The organism is Microbacterium sp. (assembly GCF_017305435.1).
Classification (GTDB): Bacteria; Actinomycetota; Actinomycetes; order Actinomycetales; family Microbacteriaceae; genus Microbacterium.
Genome location: NZ_JAFKIP010000005.1, coordinates 46,480 through 62,437, shown reverse-complemented (window position 1 = coordinate 62,437; position 15,958 = coordinate 46,480). Strand labels below are relative to the sequence as shown.

19 protein-coding genes are annotated in these 15,958 nt (G+C 70.9%); 3 read left to right on the top strand and 16 right to left on the bottom strand.

Annotation, left to right across the window (positions count from 1 at the left end; genetic code table 11):
* Window positions 1-2 precede the first annotated feature (2 nt).
* The 14 genes from J0I43_RS08830 to J0I43_RS08765 all read right to left on the bottom strand — a co-directional run bounded on the left by J0I43_RS08830 (window position 3) and on the right by J0I43_RS08765 (window position 13,159).
* Window positions 3-1,997 carry a bifunctional copper resistance protein CopD/cytochrome c oxidase assembly protein gene (locus J0I43_RS08830; protein ID WP_292862181.1) on the bottom strand — a complete coding sequence of 665 codons (1,995 nt, stop codon included), beginning with the start codon at window positions 1,995-1,997 and terminating at the stop codon, window positions 3-5.
* 228 nt (window positions 1,998-2,225) lie between these two features.
* On the bottom strand, window positions 2,226-2,504 hold the full coding sequence (locus J0I43_RS08825; RefSeq protein WP_292862178.1) for an HU family DNA-binding protein: 279 nt from the start codon (window positions 2,502-2,504) through the stop codon (window positions 2,226-2,228).
* A gap of 255 nt (window positions 2,505-2,759) precedes the next feature.
* Window positions 2,760-3,065, bottom strand: coding sequence for a 30S ribosomal protein S14 (gene rpsN, locus J0I43_RS08820; protein ID WP_005051773.1), 306 nt, complete (start codon window positions 3,063-3,065; stop codon window positions 2,760-2,762).
* Between the two features lie 4 nt (window positions 3,066-3,069).
* Entirely contained in the window at window positions 3,070-3,240 is a 171-nt protein-coding gene (gene rpmG, locus J0I43_RS08815; RefSeq protein WP_005051772.1) for a 50S ribosomal protein L33, read from the bottom strand.
* Entirely contained in the window at window positions 3,240-3,476 is a 237-nt protein-coding gene (rpmB, locus tag J0I43_RS08810; protein ID WP_005051771.1) for a 50S ribosomal protein L28, read from the bottom strand. The genes rpmG and rpmB overlap by 1 nt, the downstream gene beginning before the upstream one ends.
* A gap of 154 nt (window positions 3,477-3,630) precedes the next feature.
* A complete protein-coding gene (locus tag J0I43_RS08805; RefSeq protein ID WP_292862175.1) occupies window positions 3,631-4,350 on the bottom strand; it encodes a DNA-3-methyladenine glycosylase in 720 nt (239 codons plus the stop codon).
* A 125-nt stretch (window positions 4,351-4,475) separates the two neighbouring features.
* A complete protein-coding gene (locus J0I43_RS08800; protein ID WP_292862171.1) occupies window positions 4,476-5,930 on the bottom strand; it encodes a hypothetical protein in 1,455 nt (484 codons plus the stop codon).
* Window positions 5,920-6,732 (bottom strand): TIGR03943 family protein, encoded by an 813-nt coding sequence (locus J0I43_RS08795; RefSeq protein WP_292862168.1) that lies wholly within the window; start codon window positions 6,730-6,732, stop codon window positions 5,920-5,922. Before J0I43_RS08795 ends, J0I43_RS08800 begins: the two co-directional genes overlap by 11 nt.
* Entirely contained in the window at window positions 6,725-7,675 is a 951-nt protein-coding gene (locus J0I43_RS08790) for a permease (protein WP_292863217.1), read from the bottom strand. The genes J0I43_RS08795 and J0I43_RS08790 overlap by 8 nt, the downstream gene beginning before the upstream one ends.
* 97 nt (window positions 7,676-7,772) lie before the next feature.
* Entirely contained in the window at window positions 7,773-8,207 is a 435-nt protein-coding gene (locus J0I43_RS08785; protein WP_292862165.1) for a Fur family transcriptional regulator, read from the bottom strand.
* 291 nt (window positions 8,208-8,498) lie between these two features.
* Entirely contained in the window at window positions 8,499-9,866 is a 1,368-nt protein-coding gene (locus J0I43_RS08780; RefSeq protein WP_292862162.1) for a dihydrolipoamide acetyltransferase family protein, read from the bottom strand.
* A gap of 11 nt (window positions 9,867-9,877) precedes the next feature.
* Entirely contained in the window at window positions 9,878-10,855 is a 978-nt protein-coding gene (locus J0I43_RS08775) for an alpha-ketoacid dehydrogenase subunit beta (RefSeq protein WP_292862160.1), read from the bottom strand.
* Entirely contained in the window at window positions 10,855-11,982 is a 1,128-nt protein-coding gene (locus J0I43_RS08770) for a thiamine pyrophosphate-dependent enzyme (protein ID WP_292862157.1), read from the bottom strand. The genes J0I43_RS08775 and J0I43_RS08770 overlap by 1 nt, the downstream gene beginning before the upstream one ends.
* A 103-nt stretch (window positions 11,983-12,085) precedes the next feature.
* Entirely contained in the window at window positions 12,086-13,159 is a 1,074-nt protein-coding gene (locus J0I43_RS08765; RefSeq protein ID WP_292862154.1) for a histidinol-phosphate transaminase, read from the bottom strand.
* A 67-nt stretch (window positions 13,160-13,226) separates the two neighbouring features.
* On the opposite strand from J0I43_RS08765, the gene J0I43_RS08760 reads away from it, so the two are divergent.
* From J0I43_RS08760 to J0I43_RS08750, 3 genes are read left to right on the top strand one after another with little or no spacing between them, the layout of a single operon-like run.
* Complete coding sequence (locus tag J0I43_RS08760; protein WP_292862151.1) at window positions 13,227-13,433, top strand: ribbon-helix-helix protein, CopG family; 207 nt, start codon at window positions 13,227-13,229, stop codon at window positions 13,431-13,433.
* Entirely contained in the window at window positions 13,430-13,798 is a 369-nt protein-coding gene (locus J0I43_RS08755; RefSeq protein WP_292862148.1) for a Fic family protein, read from the top strand. Before J0I43_RS08760 ends, J0I43_RS08755 begins: the two co-directional genes overlap by 4 nt.
* Window positions 13,799-13,843: 45 nt before the next feature.
* A complete protein-coding gene (locus J0I43_RS08750; protein ID WP_292862145.1) occupies window positions 13,844-14,251 on the top strand; it encodes a phage holin family protein in 408 nt (135 codons plus the stop codon).
* Here the strand turns inward: J0I43_RS08750 and J0I43_RS08745 are convergent.
* Both J0I43_RS08745 and J0I43_RS08740 read right to left on the bottom strand, forming a co-directional pair.
* Complete coding sequence (locus J0I43_RS08745) at window positions 14,208-15,617, bottom strand: hypothetical protein (RefSeq protein WP_292862142.1); 1,410 nt, start codon at window positions 15,615-15,617, stop codon at window positions 14,208-14,210. The genes J0I43_RS08750 and J0I43_RS08745 overlap by 44 nt on opposite strands.
* Entirely contained in the window at window positions 15,614-15,901 is a 288-nt protein-coding gene (locus tag J0I43_RS08740) for a hypothetical protein (RefSeq protein ID WP_292862139.1), read from the bottom strand. The genes J0I43_RS08745 and J0I43_RS08740 overlap by 4 nt, the downstream gene beginning before the upstream one ends.
* Window positions 15,902-15,958: the final 57 nt, after the last annotated feature.

Here is a 15,958-nt window from a genome sequence, read left to right as displayed (position 1 = left end):
GGTCAGCGGCGTGCGCGGGCGTCGCGGTCGGCGAGTGCCTGCAGCCGCGCGTTGTACTCCACGAGCTCGGCGTCGTTCGTGCGGTCGGCCTGCCGATCGGCCCGGCGCTGCAGCCGGTCGTCGGATCGGCTCCATTGGATCGCCACCGTGATCGCGAGGATGAGCGTCGGGATCTCACCGATCGACCACGCGACGCCGCCGCCGGTGTACTGGTCTGCGAGCGGCGTCTCCCCCCATGTGCGCCCCATCGAGCCGAACCACTCCGCGACGAACAGCCCCGTCGACATCATGATCGAGATGCCGAAGAACGCGTGCATCGCCATGACGCCGATGAGCGTCAGCAGGCGGAACGGGTAGGGCAGGCGGTAGGGCACCGGGTCGATGCCGACGAGCGACTGCACGAACAGGTACCCCGAGATGAGGAAGTGCGCGATCATCCACTCGTGGCCGATGTGGTCGTACAGGCTCCAGCGGAAGAGGTCGGTGTAGTAGAACGCCCACAGCGACCCGATGAACATCGCCGCAGCGAAGAGCGGGTGCGTGATGACGCGCGAGAACGGCGTGTGCACGGCCCACAGGATCCACTCCCGCCCGCCGCGCGTGCCGTCGTCGCGCTTCGCGATGGCACGGGATGCCAGGGTCACGGGAGCCCCGAAGACGAGCATCATCGGGATCGCCATGGACAGCAGCATGTGGCCGACCATGTGCATGCTGAACAGGTAGTCCTGGTACGCGTTGACGGACCCGTTCGTCACCCAGAGCAGCATCGCGAGACCCGCGAGCCACAGGACGGTGCGGTAGGCCGGCCATCGATCGCCGCGGCGGTGCAGCCGCCACACGCCCGCGAGGTAGAAGAACACGCCGAATCCGACGGCGAACGCCCAGAGCAGGTCGGCATCCCAGCTCGTGATCCAGCGGAGCGGTGTGAGCTCGGGCGGCAGGGGGGCGCCGGTCAGCACCTCGGCGGGCGTCGGCGTGTCCGGCAGGCTCGTGTCGACGGGCGGAGGCGTGCGCGCGAGCGCGACCGCAGCGCCCGAGGCGATGCCCATGAACGCCAGCTCGAGAGCGATCAGACCCCAGAAGCGCCCCGTGGCGCGGCGGGCGGCGTCCGCGGCATCGGACCCGATCCGCCCGATGAGGCCACGGCGATACCAGGCGCCGAGCACGCCGATCGCGAGGAGGGCCACGACCTTCACGGTGAGGATCGCGCCATACGGAGAGAACAGGTGCTCCCACGAGACGACGCCGACGACGGCGCGCACGGTGCCCGAGAGGGCGACGACGACGAAGGCGGCGAGAGCGATCGACGAGTAGCGGCGCAGCACGTCGGCGAGGGCGCGGCGCTCGAGCTGCGGGCGCAGCGCGACGAGCAGGAGCACGCCGCCGAGCCACACCGCCGCGGCGATGATGTGCAGCGCGAGCGCCACGACGGCGGTGTTGTGGTTGGCCTCTTCGCCGGAGTGGCCCTGCGTCGCCATCGGGATGAGCGCCGCGACGGCGAGCGCCGCGACGACGAGCGTGGGCGTCCAGCCGCGTACAGCGAAGGTGAGGACGGTGAGCGTCGCACCGGCGAGCGTCGTCAGCGACCACGCCCGACCGGGATCGGTGTCGACGAGGAACCGGCCGAGCTGCTGGCCGAACTCGGCGCTCGCACTCGGCGTCGCGTTGAAGATGTTGAGGAAGGTCAGGAACGCGACGGCGGCGCTCGCGACCGTGAAGATCGCCGCCGAGACGGATGCCAGGTCGAGCGCCGTGTCGAACGGCCTCGTGTGCGCCTCGAGGGCGAAGAGGGCGAGGACGAGCGCCCCGACCATGCCCGCGGCGGAGAGGTTGACCCCGAGCGTCGCGATCGGCAGACCCCAGCGCACGAGCGGACCCGGGTCGGCGATCAGCAGCGGTGCCGCTCCGCCGCCGTAGACGAGGCCCACGACGAGCGCCGCGAGCGCGGCGACGACGAGGATCGCAGGACCTGCGACCCGGAAGACTCGGGTGGGCACCCGTCCAGCCTACGCGGGCCGTGGCACATGATCGGTGGGCGGAGTCGGTGGTCGAGTGCCGCCGCGCAGCGGCGGTGTATCGAGACCAGGACGGACGACGGAGGGGGATGCCTCGTGGCATCCCCCTCCGGAGGTGGTGGCGAAGGTTTCGATACGCCCGCTTCGCGGGCTACTCAACCTGAGCCGCAGGCGCATCAACGCCGCTGCGCGGCATCGACCCGCTTCCGCTTACTTAGCGGCAGCCTTGAGCTTCGAGCCGGCCGTGACCTTGACGCGCTTGCCGGCCGCGATCTGGATCTCGGCACCGGTCTGGGGGTTGCGGCCCGTGCGGGCGGCGGTCTCCACCGTCTCGAACGACAGGAAGCCGGGGATCGTGACCTTCTCGCCCTTGGCGACGGCCTCGGAGACAGCCGAGAACAGGCCGTCGACGACGCGGCCGACGGTGGCCTGGCTCTCGCCCGTGGCGCTGGCGATGCTGGCGACGAGCTCGGTCTTGGTGATAGCCATGGGATTTCCTCCAGACGGCAGCGTGTGCCGCCTTTTCCTTACTTCGAACCGGGCGACCGCCCGGGTTGGTCGGATGGACCGGTCCCGAATATACCCATGACAGGCGGAATTCCGCGGATTTCCGGCCTTCTCACGTCATCTTCCCCGGCGTGTCGCGTGGCGGAAGGGGCGGATGTGACGGATGTGGCTCCGGCATCCCTTCTGCATGCAGGAAGGCCCGCCCCCTCGCGGGGACGGGCCTTCCTGCTGTGGTGCTTACCAGCTCGACTTGGTCACGCCGGGCAGCTCGCCCTTGTGCGCCATGTCGCGGAAGCGGACACGCGAGATGCCGAACTTCGACAGGTAGCCGCGGGGGCGACCGTCGATCGCGTCGCGACCGCGCAGGCGGACGGGCGACGCGTTGCGCGGCAGCTTCTGCAGGCCGACGCGCGCGGCCTCGCGGGCCTCGTCGGTCGCGTTCGGGTCGACGAGGGTCTTCTTCAGCTCGGCACGCTTCTCGGCGTAGCGGGCGACGACCTCCTCGCGCTGGTTGTTGCGCGCGATCTTGCTCTTCTTGGCCATGAGATCAGCGCTCCTCTCGGAATTCGACGTGCTTGCGGATCACCGGGTCGTACTTCTTCAGCACGATGCGGTCGGGGTTGTTGCGACGGTTCTTGCGCGTCACGTAGGTGTACCCCGTGCCGGCGGTGGAACGCAGCTTGATGATCGGACGGACGTCCTGAGCCTTCTTCGCCATTAGAGCTTCACACCCTTCGCGATCAGGTCCTTCACGACCGACTCGATGCCGCGGGCGTCGATGACCTTGATGCCCTTGGCCGAGACGTTCAGCGTGATCTTGCGACCAAGCGAAGGAACGTAGTAGGTCTTCTTCTGCACGTTCGGGTCGAAGCGGCGCTTCGTCCGGCGGTGCGAGTGCGAGATGTTGTGACCGAAGCCGGGAACCGCTCCAGTCACCTGGCACACTGCTGCCATGGTGATTACTCCTTCTGTACCGTGAGGCCGGACGGCCTCACCCAAGATCCCTTGTCTGCACCCCACACCTCAGCGCGGCATTCCTGCCGATGGTGAGAGGTGGGATACGAACTGCGTGCTCGAGGAGATGAAACTTCCGCGCGCAGACGAAGAGTCAGTCTAGCACGGCTGGGCGTGTCGCCTTGACGGGTGCCGCTCCTCGGCCCCACCGGAACGCCGACACCGTGGGGTCACCCGCAACCCAGAAGCGCCAGGGGAAGGCATCCGTCCCCGCGACGCCGGCGACGCCCACACGCGGGCCGCTCGCGATGTCGTCGCGCACGGACGTCGGCAGCCAGAGCCGCGCGGCGGCTCCGCCGTGTTCGGCGCCGGTCACCGCGTCGATGCCGTCGTGGACGGGATGCCGCAGGCCCACGGCATCCCCGAGCCGCCCCGGCCCACGGGCGAGATCCCGCGGGCTGCGCGCCGCCGGTCGCCGTGAGAACGCGGCATCCTGCCCCTCGACGACCTCGCCGGCCCGCAGCAGCACACCGCCCGCGGTCCCGTCCGGACCGCACACGACGTTGACGCATGAATGGATGCCGTGGCTGAGGTACACGTACAGATGACCGGGCTCGCCCCACATGGTGGCGTTGCGCGCGGTGCGGCCCATGCGGGCGTGCGATCCGGGGTCGGGGAGCTCTCCCGTGCCGGCGCCGTGGTAGGCCTCGACCTCGGTCACGCGCAGCGCGACGGTCACACCGACCGCGGTGACCTCGAGCACGCCCCCGAGCAGCCGCGGCGCGACCTCGACGGGCAGCTCCTCGAGCGCTGCACGGGTCGCGCGCACGAGGCCCGGGAGCGGCGGATCGGCACGCGGCGGAGTGGTGTGCACTTTCTCAGGAGGAGTCGCCGGCTCCGCGCGGCCGGGCCCGGTGTTCTCAGCCGCCGCGCGCTCCGCGCCCGGCTCGCGTCCTGAGAAAGCGTTCGCGCGCGCCGCCGACGGCCCCGACACGCCGCTCACATCCGCGGCGGTGTCTGGCACCACGAGATGTCGAAGCCGCTCAGCGCGACCAGCTCGGTGCCGTCGGCGAGGGAGACGATGTGCGTCTGCACCTGCTCCGGCAGCGGCAGCCGGTGGGCGTCATAGGTGTTGGAGACGGCGTCGGGGGCGACGAGGAAGGCGGCGTAGCGCCCGCTCGGCGACACGCACGTGTCGATCAGGGTGTCTTTCGGGTCGACCCCGAAGACCGGCCGTGCGGCCCCCGCGGCATCCACGACATTCACGGTCGTCGAGCGCACGGTGAACCCGTCGAGGAGGGCGAGGACGCGGAGTGTCGTCCCGTCCTGCAGGGGGATGACGCGGTTCACCTGGCCGAGCGCCTCGTCGGTCGCCGGGAGCGGGACCTCCTGCGCGGTCGCGAGATCGATCGCGGCCGGCCCCGCGACCCGCTCGATCACGACGGTCGTGGTGCCGCGCGCGATCCCGTCGATCGCGAGCGCGTTGCCGAGCGCGACGGGGTCGCCGCCCGATCCTCCCGATGCGGTCGGCGGCGAGACGAGGGTCAGCGCCCCGTCGTAGGTGAGCGTGAGAAGGCTGTCGGTGCCGGGCACGAACCGCCAGTCGCCGACGCGGGACTCTCCGCCCGTGCGGGTGATCGCGGTCGGGTCGGCCTGTGCCTGGGCGTCGGCGAGGGATGCCGTGAAGAGCACGTTCTCGCGCGCCCCGGCCGCCCCGACGTTCGCGTCGGTGAAGGTGTAGCCGATGAGGTCACCCCGGTCGGCGCTCTGCAGGTTGGTGACGGTCCCGGTCCCCGGAAGTGTGAGCTCGCGCTCGTCCTGCCCGTCGAGATCGGTGACGACGAGGTGCGAATGGTCGTCGTCATCGATCGTCGAGATCACGAGATGCGAACTCGTCGCGCGGAAGTCCTCGATCTGCGGCGCCGTGTAGACCGGCACCGCGGCATCCCCCTCGAGGTCCGTGCGGAAGACGGTGTCGGCTCCGCCGTCTGCGCCACCGCGCTGCAGGATGTACGTCTGGAGCTTGGGCGTCGTGAACGTCTCGGTGAGGGTCGTGGATGCCGCGCCCCCCGCCCCCGCGACGTCCCGGATCGTCACGGTGTACGCCGTGTCGTCCCACAGCGGGAGCGCGAAGCGCACGCCCACGCTGCGGCCGGACGTGTCGACCGTGAACGCGGCCGCCGGCGTGACCGTCACCTGGTCGGGGTTCACCTCGGCGAGGGACTGCGTCGTCGTGAAGATGACGCGCGCGCCGGCGTTGCGGGTCGCGGCATCCGGGTCCACACTGACGCGCGTCGCCCGAGGGCCCTGCACCGTCGTGACCGCCGCACCGGCGAAGCCGACGACGGCGAGGAGTGCCACGACGATCGCGAACGCGCCGAGGAACGCGCGCGCACGCTGCCGTTGCCGCCGCGTGCGCCGAGAGTCGGTGCTGCGCCGGGACTCAGTACTCATACGGGTCCTTCGGCTCGGCGATCTGCTCGACCGAGGACGCGTGGATCGCAAGACGGCCGTCGTCGTCGCGGATCGTGCCGGTCACCGTCACCCATTGGCCGGTGTCGTAGGCAGCGCCCGCATCGCCGCCCGCATCACCCGAGGCGACGCGCACGCTCGCGGGCTGCGCGTCGATGACGCAATGCGTGATGACGAGGCGCGTGAGCGAGAACCCGTCGTCGCCCGGGGTCACGAATCCCGTGAGCGTCACCTGACTGCCGTCGAAGGACTCCGGGTTGGTCGCGGTCGCGAACACGCTCGCCCATTCGCCGACGCCGAACGACGCGGTGTCGCCCGTCGCGGCGAGAGCGATGTTGTCGGCGCCCTGGAAGAGGGGTGGGGTGCCGGTGTCGCGCTCCATCGCGAGCTGCGCGGAGAGCGTCGCCGGTGGTGTCAGCACGATCGCCGCGACGACAGCGGTCGCGAGGACGCCGCCTGTCACGGTCGCGGCGGTCGCCCATATTCCCAGTGGGGCATGCGCGTGGTCGTGGTCTTCGTGGTCGTGGTCTTCGCCGTGATCGTGGTCGTGCCCGCCGCCGTGATCGTGCCCGTGATCGGCCTCCGCCCCGCGCGGCAGCGCGAAGCTCACGGCGCAGCCGACGAGCGCGATGACCGCCATCGTCACGGCGAACCAAGCCGAGTCGGGGTTGATGTACAGCCCGAGCTGTCCGGTCAGCCACAGTCCGATCGTCACGGCCGACAGCGCCGCCGCAAGGCCGACCCCCAGCAGGCGAGGCCCCCAGCCCGAGAACACGTCACGCAAAGAGGTTCACCACCGATCCGACGGCGACAGCGAACAGCACGACGACCACGACGAGCCCGACGAGCACCCGGTTGCGGAACGTCGTGCGCAGCAGGGCCAGCATCTTCACGTCGACGAGCGGCCCGACGAGCAGGAACGCGACGATCGACCCGGGCGTGAACGTCGAGGCGAACGACAGCGCGAAGAACGAGTCGACGTTCGAGCAGATCGACACGATCATCGCGAGGAGGATCATCGCGACGATCGACAGCGCCGGGTTCGACCCGATCGCGAGCAGCGCCGAGCGCGGCACGAGCACCTGCACGGCCCCCGCGAGCGCCGATCCGATGATGAGCGCGGGGAGCACGGCGCGCAGTTCGATGACGAACTGCGCGAGGCTGCGCCGACCGCGGTCGCTCGCACCTCCGGCGTGCGCGTCGGCCTCGAGCGCGACGACGCACGAGGCCGCGAAGCGCTCCGTGAGGAGTCCGTCGGGATCGGGATGCCTGCTGTACAGCCACCCGATGAGGTTCGCGACCGCGAACCCGCCGAGCAGGCGAGCGATCAGGATGCCGTCGTCGAACCCGAACGCCTGATGCGTCGTGATGATCACGATGGGGTTCACGATCGGCGCCGCGATGAGGAAGGTGAGCGTCTCGGGCACGGTGAACCCGCGCATCATGAGGCCGCGGGCGAAGGGCACGTTGCCGCACTCGCAGACGGGCACGAGCATGCCGAGGAGGGAGAGCACCATGCGGCGCGCCCATGCCCGCCGCGGCATCCATCGCTCGATCATGCCGGGCGGCACCCACACCTGCACGACGATCGACAGCAGGACGCCGAGGACGACGAACGGCATCGACTCGATCAGGACGCTGATCGAGAGGGTCAGCCCGTCCTGCAGGCGCGTCGGGAGTGCGGGGCCGGGCGAGACGATCGCGATCGCGATGAGCGCGGCGACCACCGCTGCGCCGAGCAGGATGAGTCCCGCGCGCGCGACCCGGGGGTCACGATCGAGCCGCTGCGTGCGCGGCGTGTACGTCGGCCGCGATGCGGTCTGCTCAGGCACGCGCATCGGGATCGAGGGCGGATGCCGCGGGCGCCGCAGCCGCCGCGCTGCACGCCGCGCACAGTCCGAAGATGTCGACGACGTGCTCGGCTTCGGTGAAGCCGTGGGCCGCCGCGGTGCGCTGCGCCCACGACTCGACCTCGTGCGCTTCGATCTCCACGGCCTTGCCGCACGACCGGCAGATCAGGTGATGATGGTGGCCCGTCGTGGAACAGGCGCGGTAGATGGCCTCGCCGTCGGGGCTCTGGAGCTGATCCGCCTCCCCGCTCGCGGCGAGCGTCGCGAGGGCACGATAGACGGTCGCGAGGCCGATGCCCGTGTTGTCGTCGCGGAGGGCGGCGTGGAGATCCTGCGCGCTGACGAAACCCGCGGCGTCGCCGAGCGCCTCGCGCACGCGATCGCGTTGCCAGGTGTTGCGCTGGACCATGACGGGGAGTCTACCGACGCGGTCTTGGAGCGGGCTGGATGCCTCGGCGCCGCGCGCTGGCCGCTGCCGCGGCATCCCATCACGTCTCACCCCGACCATGTCCCACAAATGGCTTCCTCACCGCCACCATGTCCCACAAGTGGCCGCCTCGCCGCGACCATGTCCCACAAATGGCTGTTCCCGCGCGCCGAAAACAACCACAAGTGGGACATGGTGCGCACGAATGGGGACAACCCGTGCCGCAAGTGGGACAAGGGTCGAGCGCTGATCAGACAAGGTGTCGAGCGCTGATCAGTCGAGGAGCAGCGCAGGTTCCTCGAGGATGGATGCCACGTCGGCGATGAACCGGCTCATGCCGTCGCCGTCGATGACGCGGTGGTCGAACGAACCGGACACCGTCGTGACGAACCGCGGGCGCACCTCGCCGTCCACGACCCACGGCTTCTGCCGAATCGTGCCCATCGCGACGATGCCGGACTCGCCGGGGTTGATGATCGGGGTGCCGGCATCCATGCCGAAGACGCCGATGTTCGTGATCGTGACGGTCCCACCCTGCTGATCGGCGGGCGTCGTCCGACCCTCGCGCGCCGTCAGCGTGAGCTTCTCGAGCGCGCGGGCGAGGTCGCGCAGCGAGAGATCCTGTGCGTCCTTGATGTTCGGCACGAGCAGGCCGCGCGGCGTCGCCGCCGCGATGCCGAGGTTCACGTAGTTCCGCACGCGGATCTCGGCCGAGCCGTCTTCGTTGTCGACCCACGCGGCGCCGATCAGGGGCGTACGACGGACCGCCCAGATGACGGCGCGCGCCATGATGAGCAGCGGCGACACCCTGATGTCGGCGAAGTCGGGCGATGCCTTCAGGCGCTTGACGAGCTCCATCGTCCGCGTGGCATCCACGTCGGTCCACACCGAGACGTGCGGCGCCGTGTACGCGGAGCGCACCATTCCGGATGCCGTGGCCTTGCGCACGCCCTTCACCGGGATCGCCTCTTCGCGGCCCTCGAAGAGAGCGGGCGCGCGCACAGGCGCCGGTGCCGCGGGCGCGACCGGGGAGACCGCGATCGTGTGCTCGCGCTCGGTCGGAGCCTCCGGCGTCGCGATGTTGCGGAAGACGCTCGCCTGCTCGGCGTGGCGCACGACGTCCTCGCGGGTCACCTCGCCCGCGGGGCCCGACGACGTGACGTCGGAGAGCGTGACGCCGAGGTCGCGCGCGAGTTTGCGCACGGGCGGCTTCGCGACGACGCCGACCGACGCGCGCACGGCCTCAGTGCGCACCTCGACGCGTTCCGGACGCTTGCGGCGCGAGGTCGCGCCCGCGCCCGTCCCGTAGCCGACGAGAACGGCCCCCGCAGCGTCGGGCTCGGGCTCGGCGGCGGGTTCGCCGTGCGCGGAGAGGCCCGCCGCGGCATCCTGCCCACCCTCGTCACCCGCGATGGTGATGACGGGCGCGCCGACCGTCACCGTGTCGCCCTCGGCCGCGAGCAGCTCGCCGACCGTGCCGGCGAACGGCGACGGCAGTTCGACGAGCGACTTCGCCGTCTCGATCTCGACGAGCACGTCGTTGACCGCGACCGTGTCGCCGGGCGCGACGCGCCACTGCACGATCTCGGCCTCGGTGAGCCCTTCGCCGACATCCGGCAGGTGGAAGGTCTGCGTGCTCATGGCGACTCCAGTCAGTAGGCGAGGGCGCGGTCCACGGCCTCGAGGATGCGGTCGGCGTCGGGCAGATACGTTCCCTCGAGCTTCGCGGGCGGGAACGGCACATCGAAGCCCGACACGCGCAGCACCGGTGCCTCGAGGGCGAAGAAGGCCCGTTCCATGACGGTCGCGGCGATCTCCGACCCGACCGACACGTTGCCGGGCGCCTCCTGCGCGTAGACCATGCGGCCCGTGCGCCGCACCGAGTCGAGGATGGGCGCGTAGTCGATCGGCGACAGCGATCGCACGTCGACGACCTCGCACGACGTGCCCTCCGACTCGGCGAGCGCCGCCGCCTGCAGCAGCGTCGTCACCATCGCGCCATGGCCGACGAGGGTGACGTCGGTGCCGCGGCGGACGACCCGGGAGGCGTGCAGCGGCAGCGCGCGCTCAGCCGTGTCGACCTCGCCCTTCATCCAGTACTTGGCCTTGGGCTCGAGGAAGATCACGGGGTCGGGCGAGCGGATGGCATCCTGGATCATCCAGTACGCGTCGTTCGGCGTCGACGGCGACACTACGCGCAGGCCCGGAGTGTGCGCGAAGTACGCCTCGGGGCTCTCCTGGTGGTGCTCGACCGCGCCGATGTGTCCGCCGTAGGGGATGCGGATCACGATCGGCATCGACAGTGCGCCCTCGTGCCGGTTCGTGAGCTTCGCGAGCTGCGTCGTGATCTGGTCGAACGCGGGGAACACGAACCCGTCGAACTGGATCTCGATCACGGGGCGGAAGCCCGCCATCGCAAGCCCGATCGCCGTGCCGACGATCCCCGATTCGGCCAGCGGCGTGTCGAGCACGCGGCGGTCGCCGAACTCCGCCTGCAGACCCTCGGTGACGCGGAAGACACCGCCGAGCTTGCCGATGTCCTCACCCATCAGCAGGACGTGGTCATCGGAGGTCATCGCGGCGCGCAGACCCGCGTTGAGCGCTTTCGCGAGCGGCATCGACTCCACCATCACGCACCTCCTTCGAACGAGGCCTCGTAGGCGGCGAGCCACCGCTGCTGCTCCTCGATGAGCGGATGCGCGTCGCTGTAGACGTGCGCGAACATCGTGTCGACGTCGAGCCCGCCGAGGGCGTTGGTGCGGGTGCGCACATCGTCCGCGTAGGCCTGCGCCTCGGCATCCACGTCGTCGAAGAAGGATGCCGCGGCGCCCCTGCCCTCGAGATACGCGCGCATGCGCACGATCGGGTCGCGGCGCCCCCAGGACTCCTCCTCGTCCGAGGTGCGGTACTTCGTCGGGTCGTCGCTCGTCGTGTGCGCGCCCATGCGGTAGGTCGTCGCCTCGATCGCCTGCGGGCCTGAGCCCGAACGCGCCTCGTCGAGCGCGAGGCGGGAGACGGCATAGCTCGCGAGGACGTCGTTGCCGTCGACGAGGATCGAGGGCATGCCGTAGCCGGCACCGCGCTGATACAGCGGCGCGCGAGCCTGCGTGGAGACCGGCACCGAGATCGCCCACTGGTTGTTCTGCAGGAAGAAGACCTCGGGGGTCCGGTAGGTGTTCGCGAAGACCATCGCCTCGTGCACGTCGCCCTGGCTCGACGCCCCGTCGCCGTAGTAGACGATGACGGCCTCGTCGCGTTCCGGGTCGCCGGTGCCAGAGCGCCCGTCGAAGGCGAGACCCATGCCGAAGCCCGTGGCGTGCAGCGTCTGCGAGCCCAGGACGAGGGTGTAGATGCGGGTGTTGCCGTTCTTCGGGTCGGTCGGGTCCCAGCCGCCGTGCGTGAGCCCTCGCATCACCCGGATGATGTCGATCGGGTCGACGCCGCGGATCGTCGCCACGACGTGCTCGCGATAACTCGGGAAGACATGGTCCTGCGTCCGCGTCGCGCGCACGGAGCCGACCTGCGCCGCCTCCTGCCCGAAGGACGGCGGCCAGAGGGCGAGCTGCCCCTGACGCTGCAGGTTCGTCGCCTGCCGGTCGAAGGCACGCACCACGACCATGTCGCGGTAGAACGTCTCGAGCTCGGCCTCGGTCAGCGCGTCGATGAGCGGGAGGTACCGCTCGGCCTCGGGCGTGGGCGCGAAGGTTCCGTCGGATGCCAGGACGCGCACGAGCGCCGGGTCGTCGGGCAGGGTCATGTGTCCACGCTAGACCCGCGCGTATGCGCAGCTCTGCATGCACCCCACAACGGATGCCGCGATCCGCCGTGCGCTCGCCACAGACAGCTGGTCGGCGTCGGGGTCAGGGGGCCACCGATGCGGCGACCGCGACGATCGGGTCGAGCGACTCGGCTTCGCCGATCGAGATGCGCACGCCGTCGCCGGCGAAGGGACGCACGATGAGGCCCGCCGCATCGAACGCGGCCGCGACCTCGAGCGCGCGGTCGCCGGCGGGGAGCCACACGAAGTTGCCCTGTGCGACCGGGACGTCCCAGCCCGCCTCGCGCAGCCGCGCGGCGAGCGCGTCGCGGCGCTCGGCGAGCTCGGCGACGCGCGCGTGCAGCTCGTCCGCGGCATCCAGACTCGCGAGCGCGGCCTCTTCCGCCGCGGCCGTCACCGACAGCGGGATGCCCGTGGAGCGCGCCGCCGCGAGGACCCGCGGGTCACCGACCGCGTACCCGACGCGCAGGCCCGCAAGGCCGTACGCCTTCGAGAACGTGCGCAGCACGACGACGTGGGGATGCCGCGCCGCCACCACACGCGCGCCGTCGACCGCATCCGCGTCGGTGACGAACTCGGCATACGCCTCGTCGAGGACGACGAGCACGTCGCGGGGAACGCGCGTGAGGAACGCGTCGAAGGCCGCCTGCGTGACGACCGGGCCGGTCGGGTTGTTCGGCGTGCAGACGATGATCATGCGGGTGCGGTCGGTGACGGCATCCGCCATCGCGTCGAGGTCGTGCCCGCCGGCCGCATCGTTCGGCACCGTCACCGCGGTCGAGCCGGCGACGACGGCCAGGCTCGGGTAGGCCTCGAAGGAGCGCCACGAGAACAGGATCTCGTCGCCGGGTCCACTCGTCGCCTGTGCGAGCTGGAAGAGGATCGACACGGAGCCCGCCGCGACGTGGACGTGGTCGTCGGCGACGCCGAATCGCTCGGCGAGGCGCGCGCGCAGGCGCGCGGCGGTGGCATCCGGGTAACGGTTGAATCCGTGCGCGGCCTGCACCGCCTGCACGACGCCCGGGAGGGGGTCGAACGGGTTCTCGTTGCTGGAGAGCTTGAACGCGTCGGTGCCGGCCTGCTTGCCCTGCTTATAGGCGGGCAGCGCCGCGATCTCGGGGCGGATACGCACGGGCAGCTCGGGAAGATCGCTCACGCGAGCAGTCTACGAAACAGCGGGCAACCGCGTTGCCACCGAAATGGTACCGAGATACCATTTCGGTATGGCCATGACGCTGCGACTGCCCGAAGATCTCGATGCTCGCCTCGAAGAGCTGGCTGCGAGCCGCCACATCTCCAAGCATGCGCTCCTGCTGCAGGCCGCCGAGGCGATGGTGGCCCGCGACGGCAGGCGAGCAGAGATCCTCGGCGCCGTCGACTTCGTCCGCACGCATGACGCGGAACTGCTGCAGCGCCTCGAAGACGCGTGACCGAGTTCTTGACTCTGGATGACGCGCTCCTCATCACGAAGGAGTTCGGCTTTCACGTGCGCGACCACGGCCTGCTCGCATCCGCCCTGGCGCGGCCGGCGACGACGGTCTTCGGGGCGGATGCCTATGTCTCGCTCGATCGGAAGGCCGCGGCGCTCCTGGAAAGCGTCGTGAGGAACCCCCCCTTCTTCGACGGCAACAAGCGCAGCGGGTGGACGTTCATGGTGTCGATGCTGTGGATCAACGGGTCCGCGCACGACTTCACGACGGACGACGCCTTCGGCCTCGTCGTCGGGGTCGCGGAGAGCATCATCGACCTTGACGAAGCGGAGCGTCAGATCGCCGCGCATCGAGTCCCGCGCTGATCGCCGATTCCCTCCGCGCGCACGCCGTGCGAGACTGACCGCACCATGCGCTTCCTCATCCGAGTCATCGTCAATGCGTTCGCGATCTGGGTCGTGACGCTGATCCCCGCCCTCATGACGGTCGTCACGCCGTTCCCGCCGGGCGAGACGCTGCAGCTCGTGCTGTCGCTCCTCGCCGTCGCCGCGGTGTTCGCGATCGTCAACAGCATCATCGGCACGGTCATCAAGGTCGTCGCCTTCCCCCTCTACATCCTGACGCTCGGTCTCATCTCCTTCCTCATCAACGGACTGCTCCTCGTGATCACGGCGTGGTTCACGCAGTGGTGGGGCTGGGGACTGCACGTCGAGGACCTCTGGCACGGCATCCTCGCCGCGATCGTCATCTCGCTCATCAACTGGGTGTTCGGCATCATCCTCCGTCCGCAGTCGAGCGATCGGCGGCGCTCCCGCTGACTCCCGCCGCACCGTAGGACGGACCCGGCGCGGCCGGCGACGATTCGCCGGTCGCATAGCGCGCCGGCGCGAGGTCGATGTCGCGCGTCGCGCTGTAGGTGAACACCTCGACCGAGCCGGCCTGAGCGAGCTCGGCGAGCCGCTCGCGCACGCCGCCCATGCGCGGATCGGTCGAGGCATCCAGCATGGTCGCCGTCTCGCGATAGGCGCCCAGCAGATGCGGGTCGATCGGGCTCTGCCCCGTGGCCAGCGTGCCGGGCGTCTCGCGCGTCGCGACGAAGCTGCCCGCCGCGCCGACACCCGCCGCGGTGCCACCGCCGGCGAGCGCCGAGACCGGGTCGTCGAGGTGACGCACGGCGACGCTCAGCGTGCTCTCGCCGACCTCGGCCTGAACGGGATCGCCGTATGTGACGAGGAGCGGCACGTCGTACTCCTCGGACAGGGCGAGGGAGGAGGCGGCCATACCGCCCTGCGAATGCCCGAAGAGCTCGACGCTGTCGCCGGGCCGGGCGCCTGCATCGGCGAGCGCGGCGGCGACGGCGGCCTCGGATGCCGCGTGCCCACGCCCGTACAGGGCGAGGTTCGACCACCAGTCCATCGGCTCCCGCCGGTCGGTCGTGGTGACCGTGCCGGCGACGTAGGCGGCGAACCGCCGGGAGCCATCGGGCATCGTGTAGCGCTCGACCCGTACGCGGCCCTCACCGCGCGGGATGCGGTCCACCGTGTCGGCGAGGGATGCCGGGGGTGCCACAACCCCGCCCGACGTGCCCAGCCGGGTAACCGTCACCGGGGCTTCCGGCCCGCCGAGCCGCGTGCCGCGCGGGACCGTGCCGAGACCCAGAGTCGTCGCCGCGCCCGACAGCAGGACCCCCGCGAGGCCGAGCAGCGTGACATCCCCGCCCGGTGCGAGCGGCAGGAAGGGAAGGTCGTTCTGCCGCCACAGAGCGCCCGGCTCCGCGGTGCGCCAGCGCGCAGTCTCGACGGCAAGAGCGGCGAGGAGCCCCGGGTCCGCCGCCACGAGGGCGAGGATGCGGCCGCGCAGCGCATTCGCGAGGTCCTGATCGCCGGCCGCGCCGGCCAGCTCGATCTGGGCCGACACCTCGACGAACTCGTACACGTCGGCCATGCGGTCGAGGTCTCCCGCGATCCGGGCGACCTGCGCCGCGGCGTCCTGCGCCGCCGCGCTCGCACCGGCGAGTTCCACCGCGTGCGCGCCGAGCCCCCGGCGGGCGGCGCCCAGCTGCGCCTCGATGTCGTCGCACTCCGCGCCGAGAGCGCGCAGCGCAGCGGCGGCCGCACGGAGGCTCTCGGTGTCGACGGCGACGATGCCGCCGCTGCCGATATCGAGATCCCCCGGAGCGCTCACGGCACGCTCCCGTACACCTGGGCGATGCGGATGCCTTCGCGCCGCGCGGCATCGTCGAGGGCGGCCTCGGCGCCCCGCAGCAGGTCGGCGAGGCGCGCGCACCCTCCGTCCAGATCGGCGAGCCCGGTGCGGTAGCGCTCGGTAGCGCGCGAGCGCCAGTCGGTGGCATCCGCGAGCGCGCCGACGCGCGTCCGCACGCGGACGGCGCTCTGCTGCGCGCGGTGCACGTGCCGGCGCGCCGCGTCGAGCGCCTCGAGGAGGGGGGAGTCGATGAGCGAGACCATGCCCCGACACTGGCGGCATCGCCGGGCCCGCGGGAGCGCCGAGCGCGGATCTGTGGA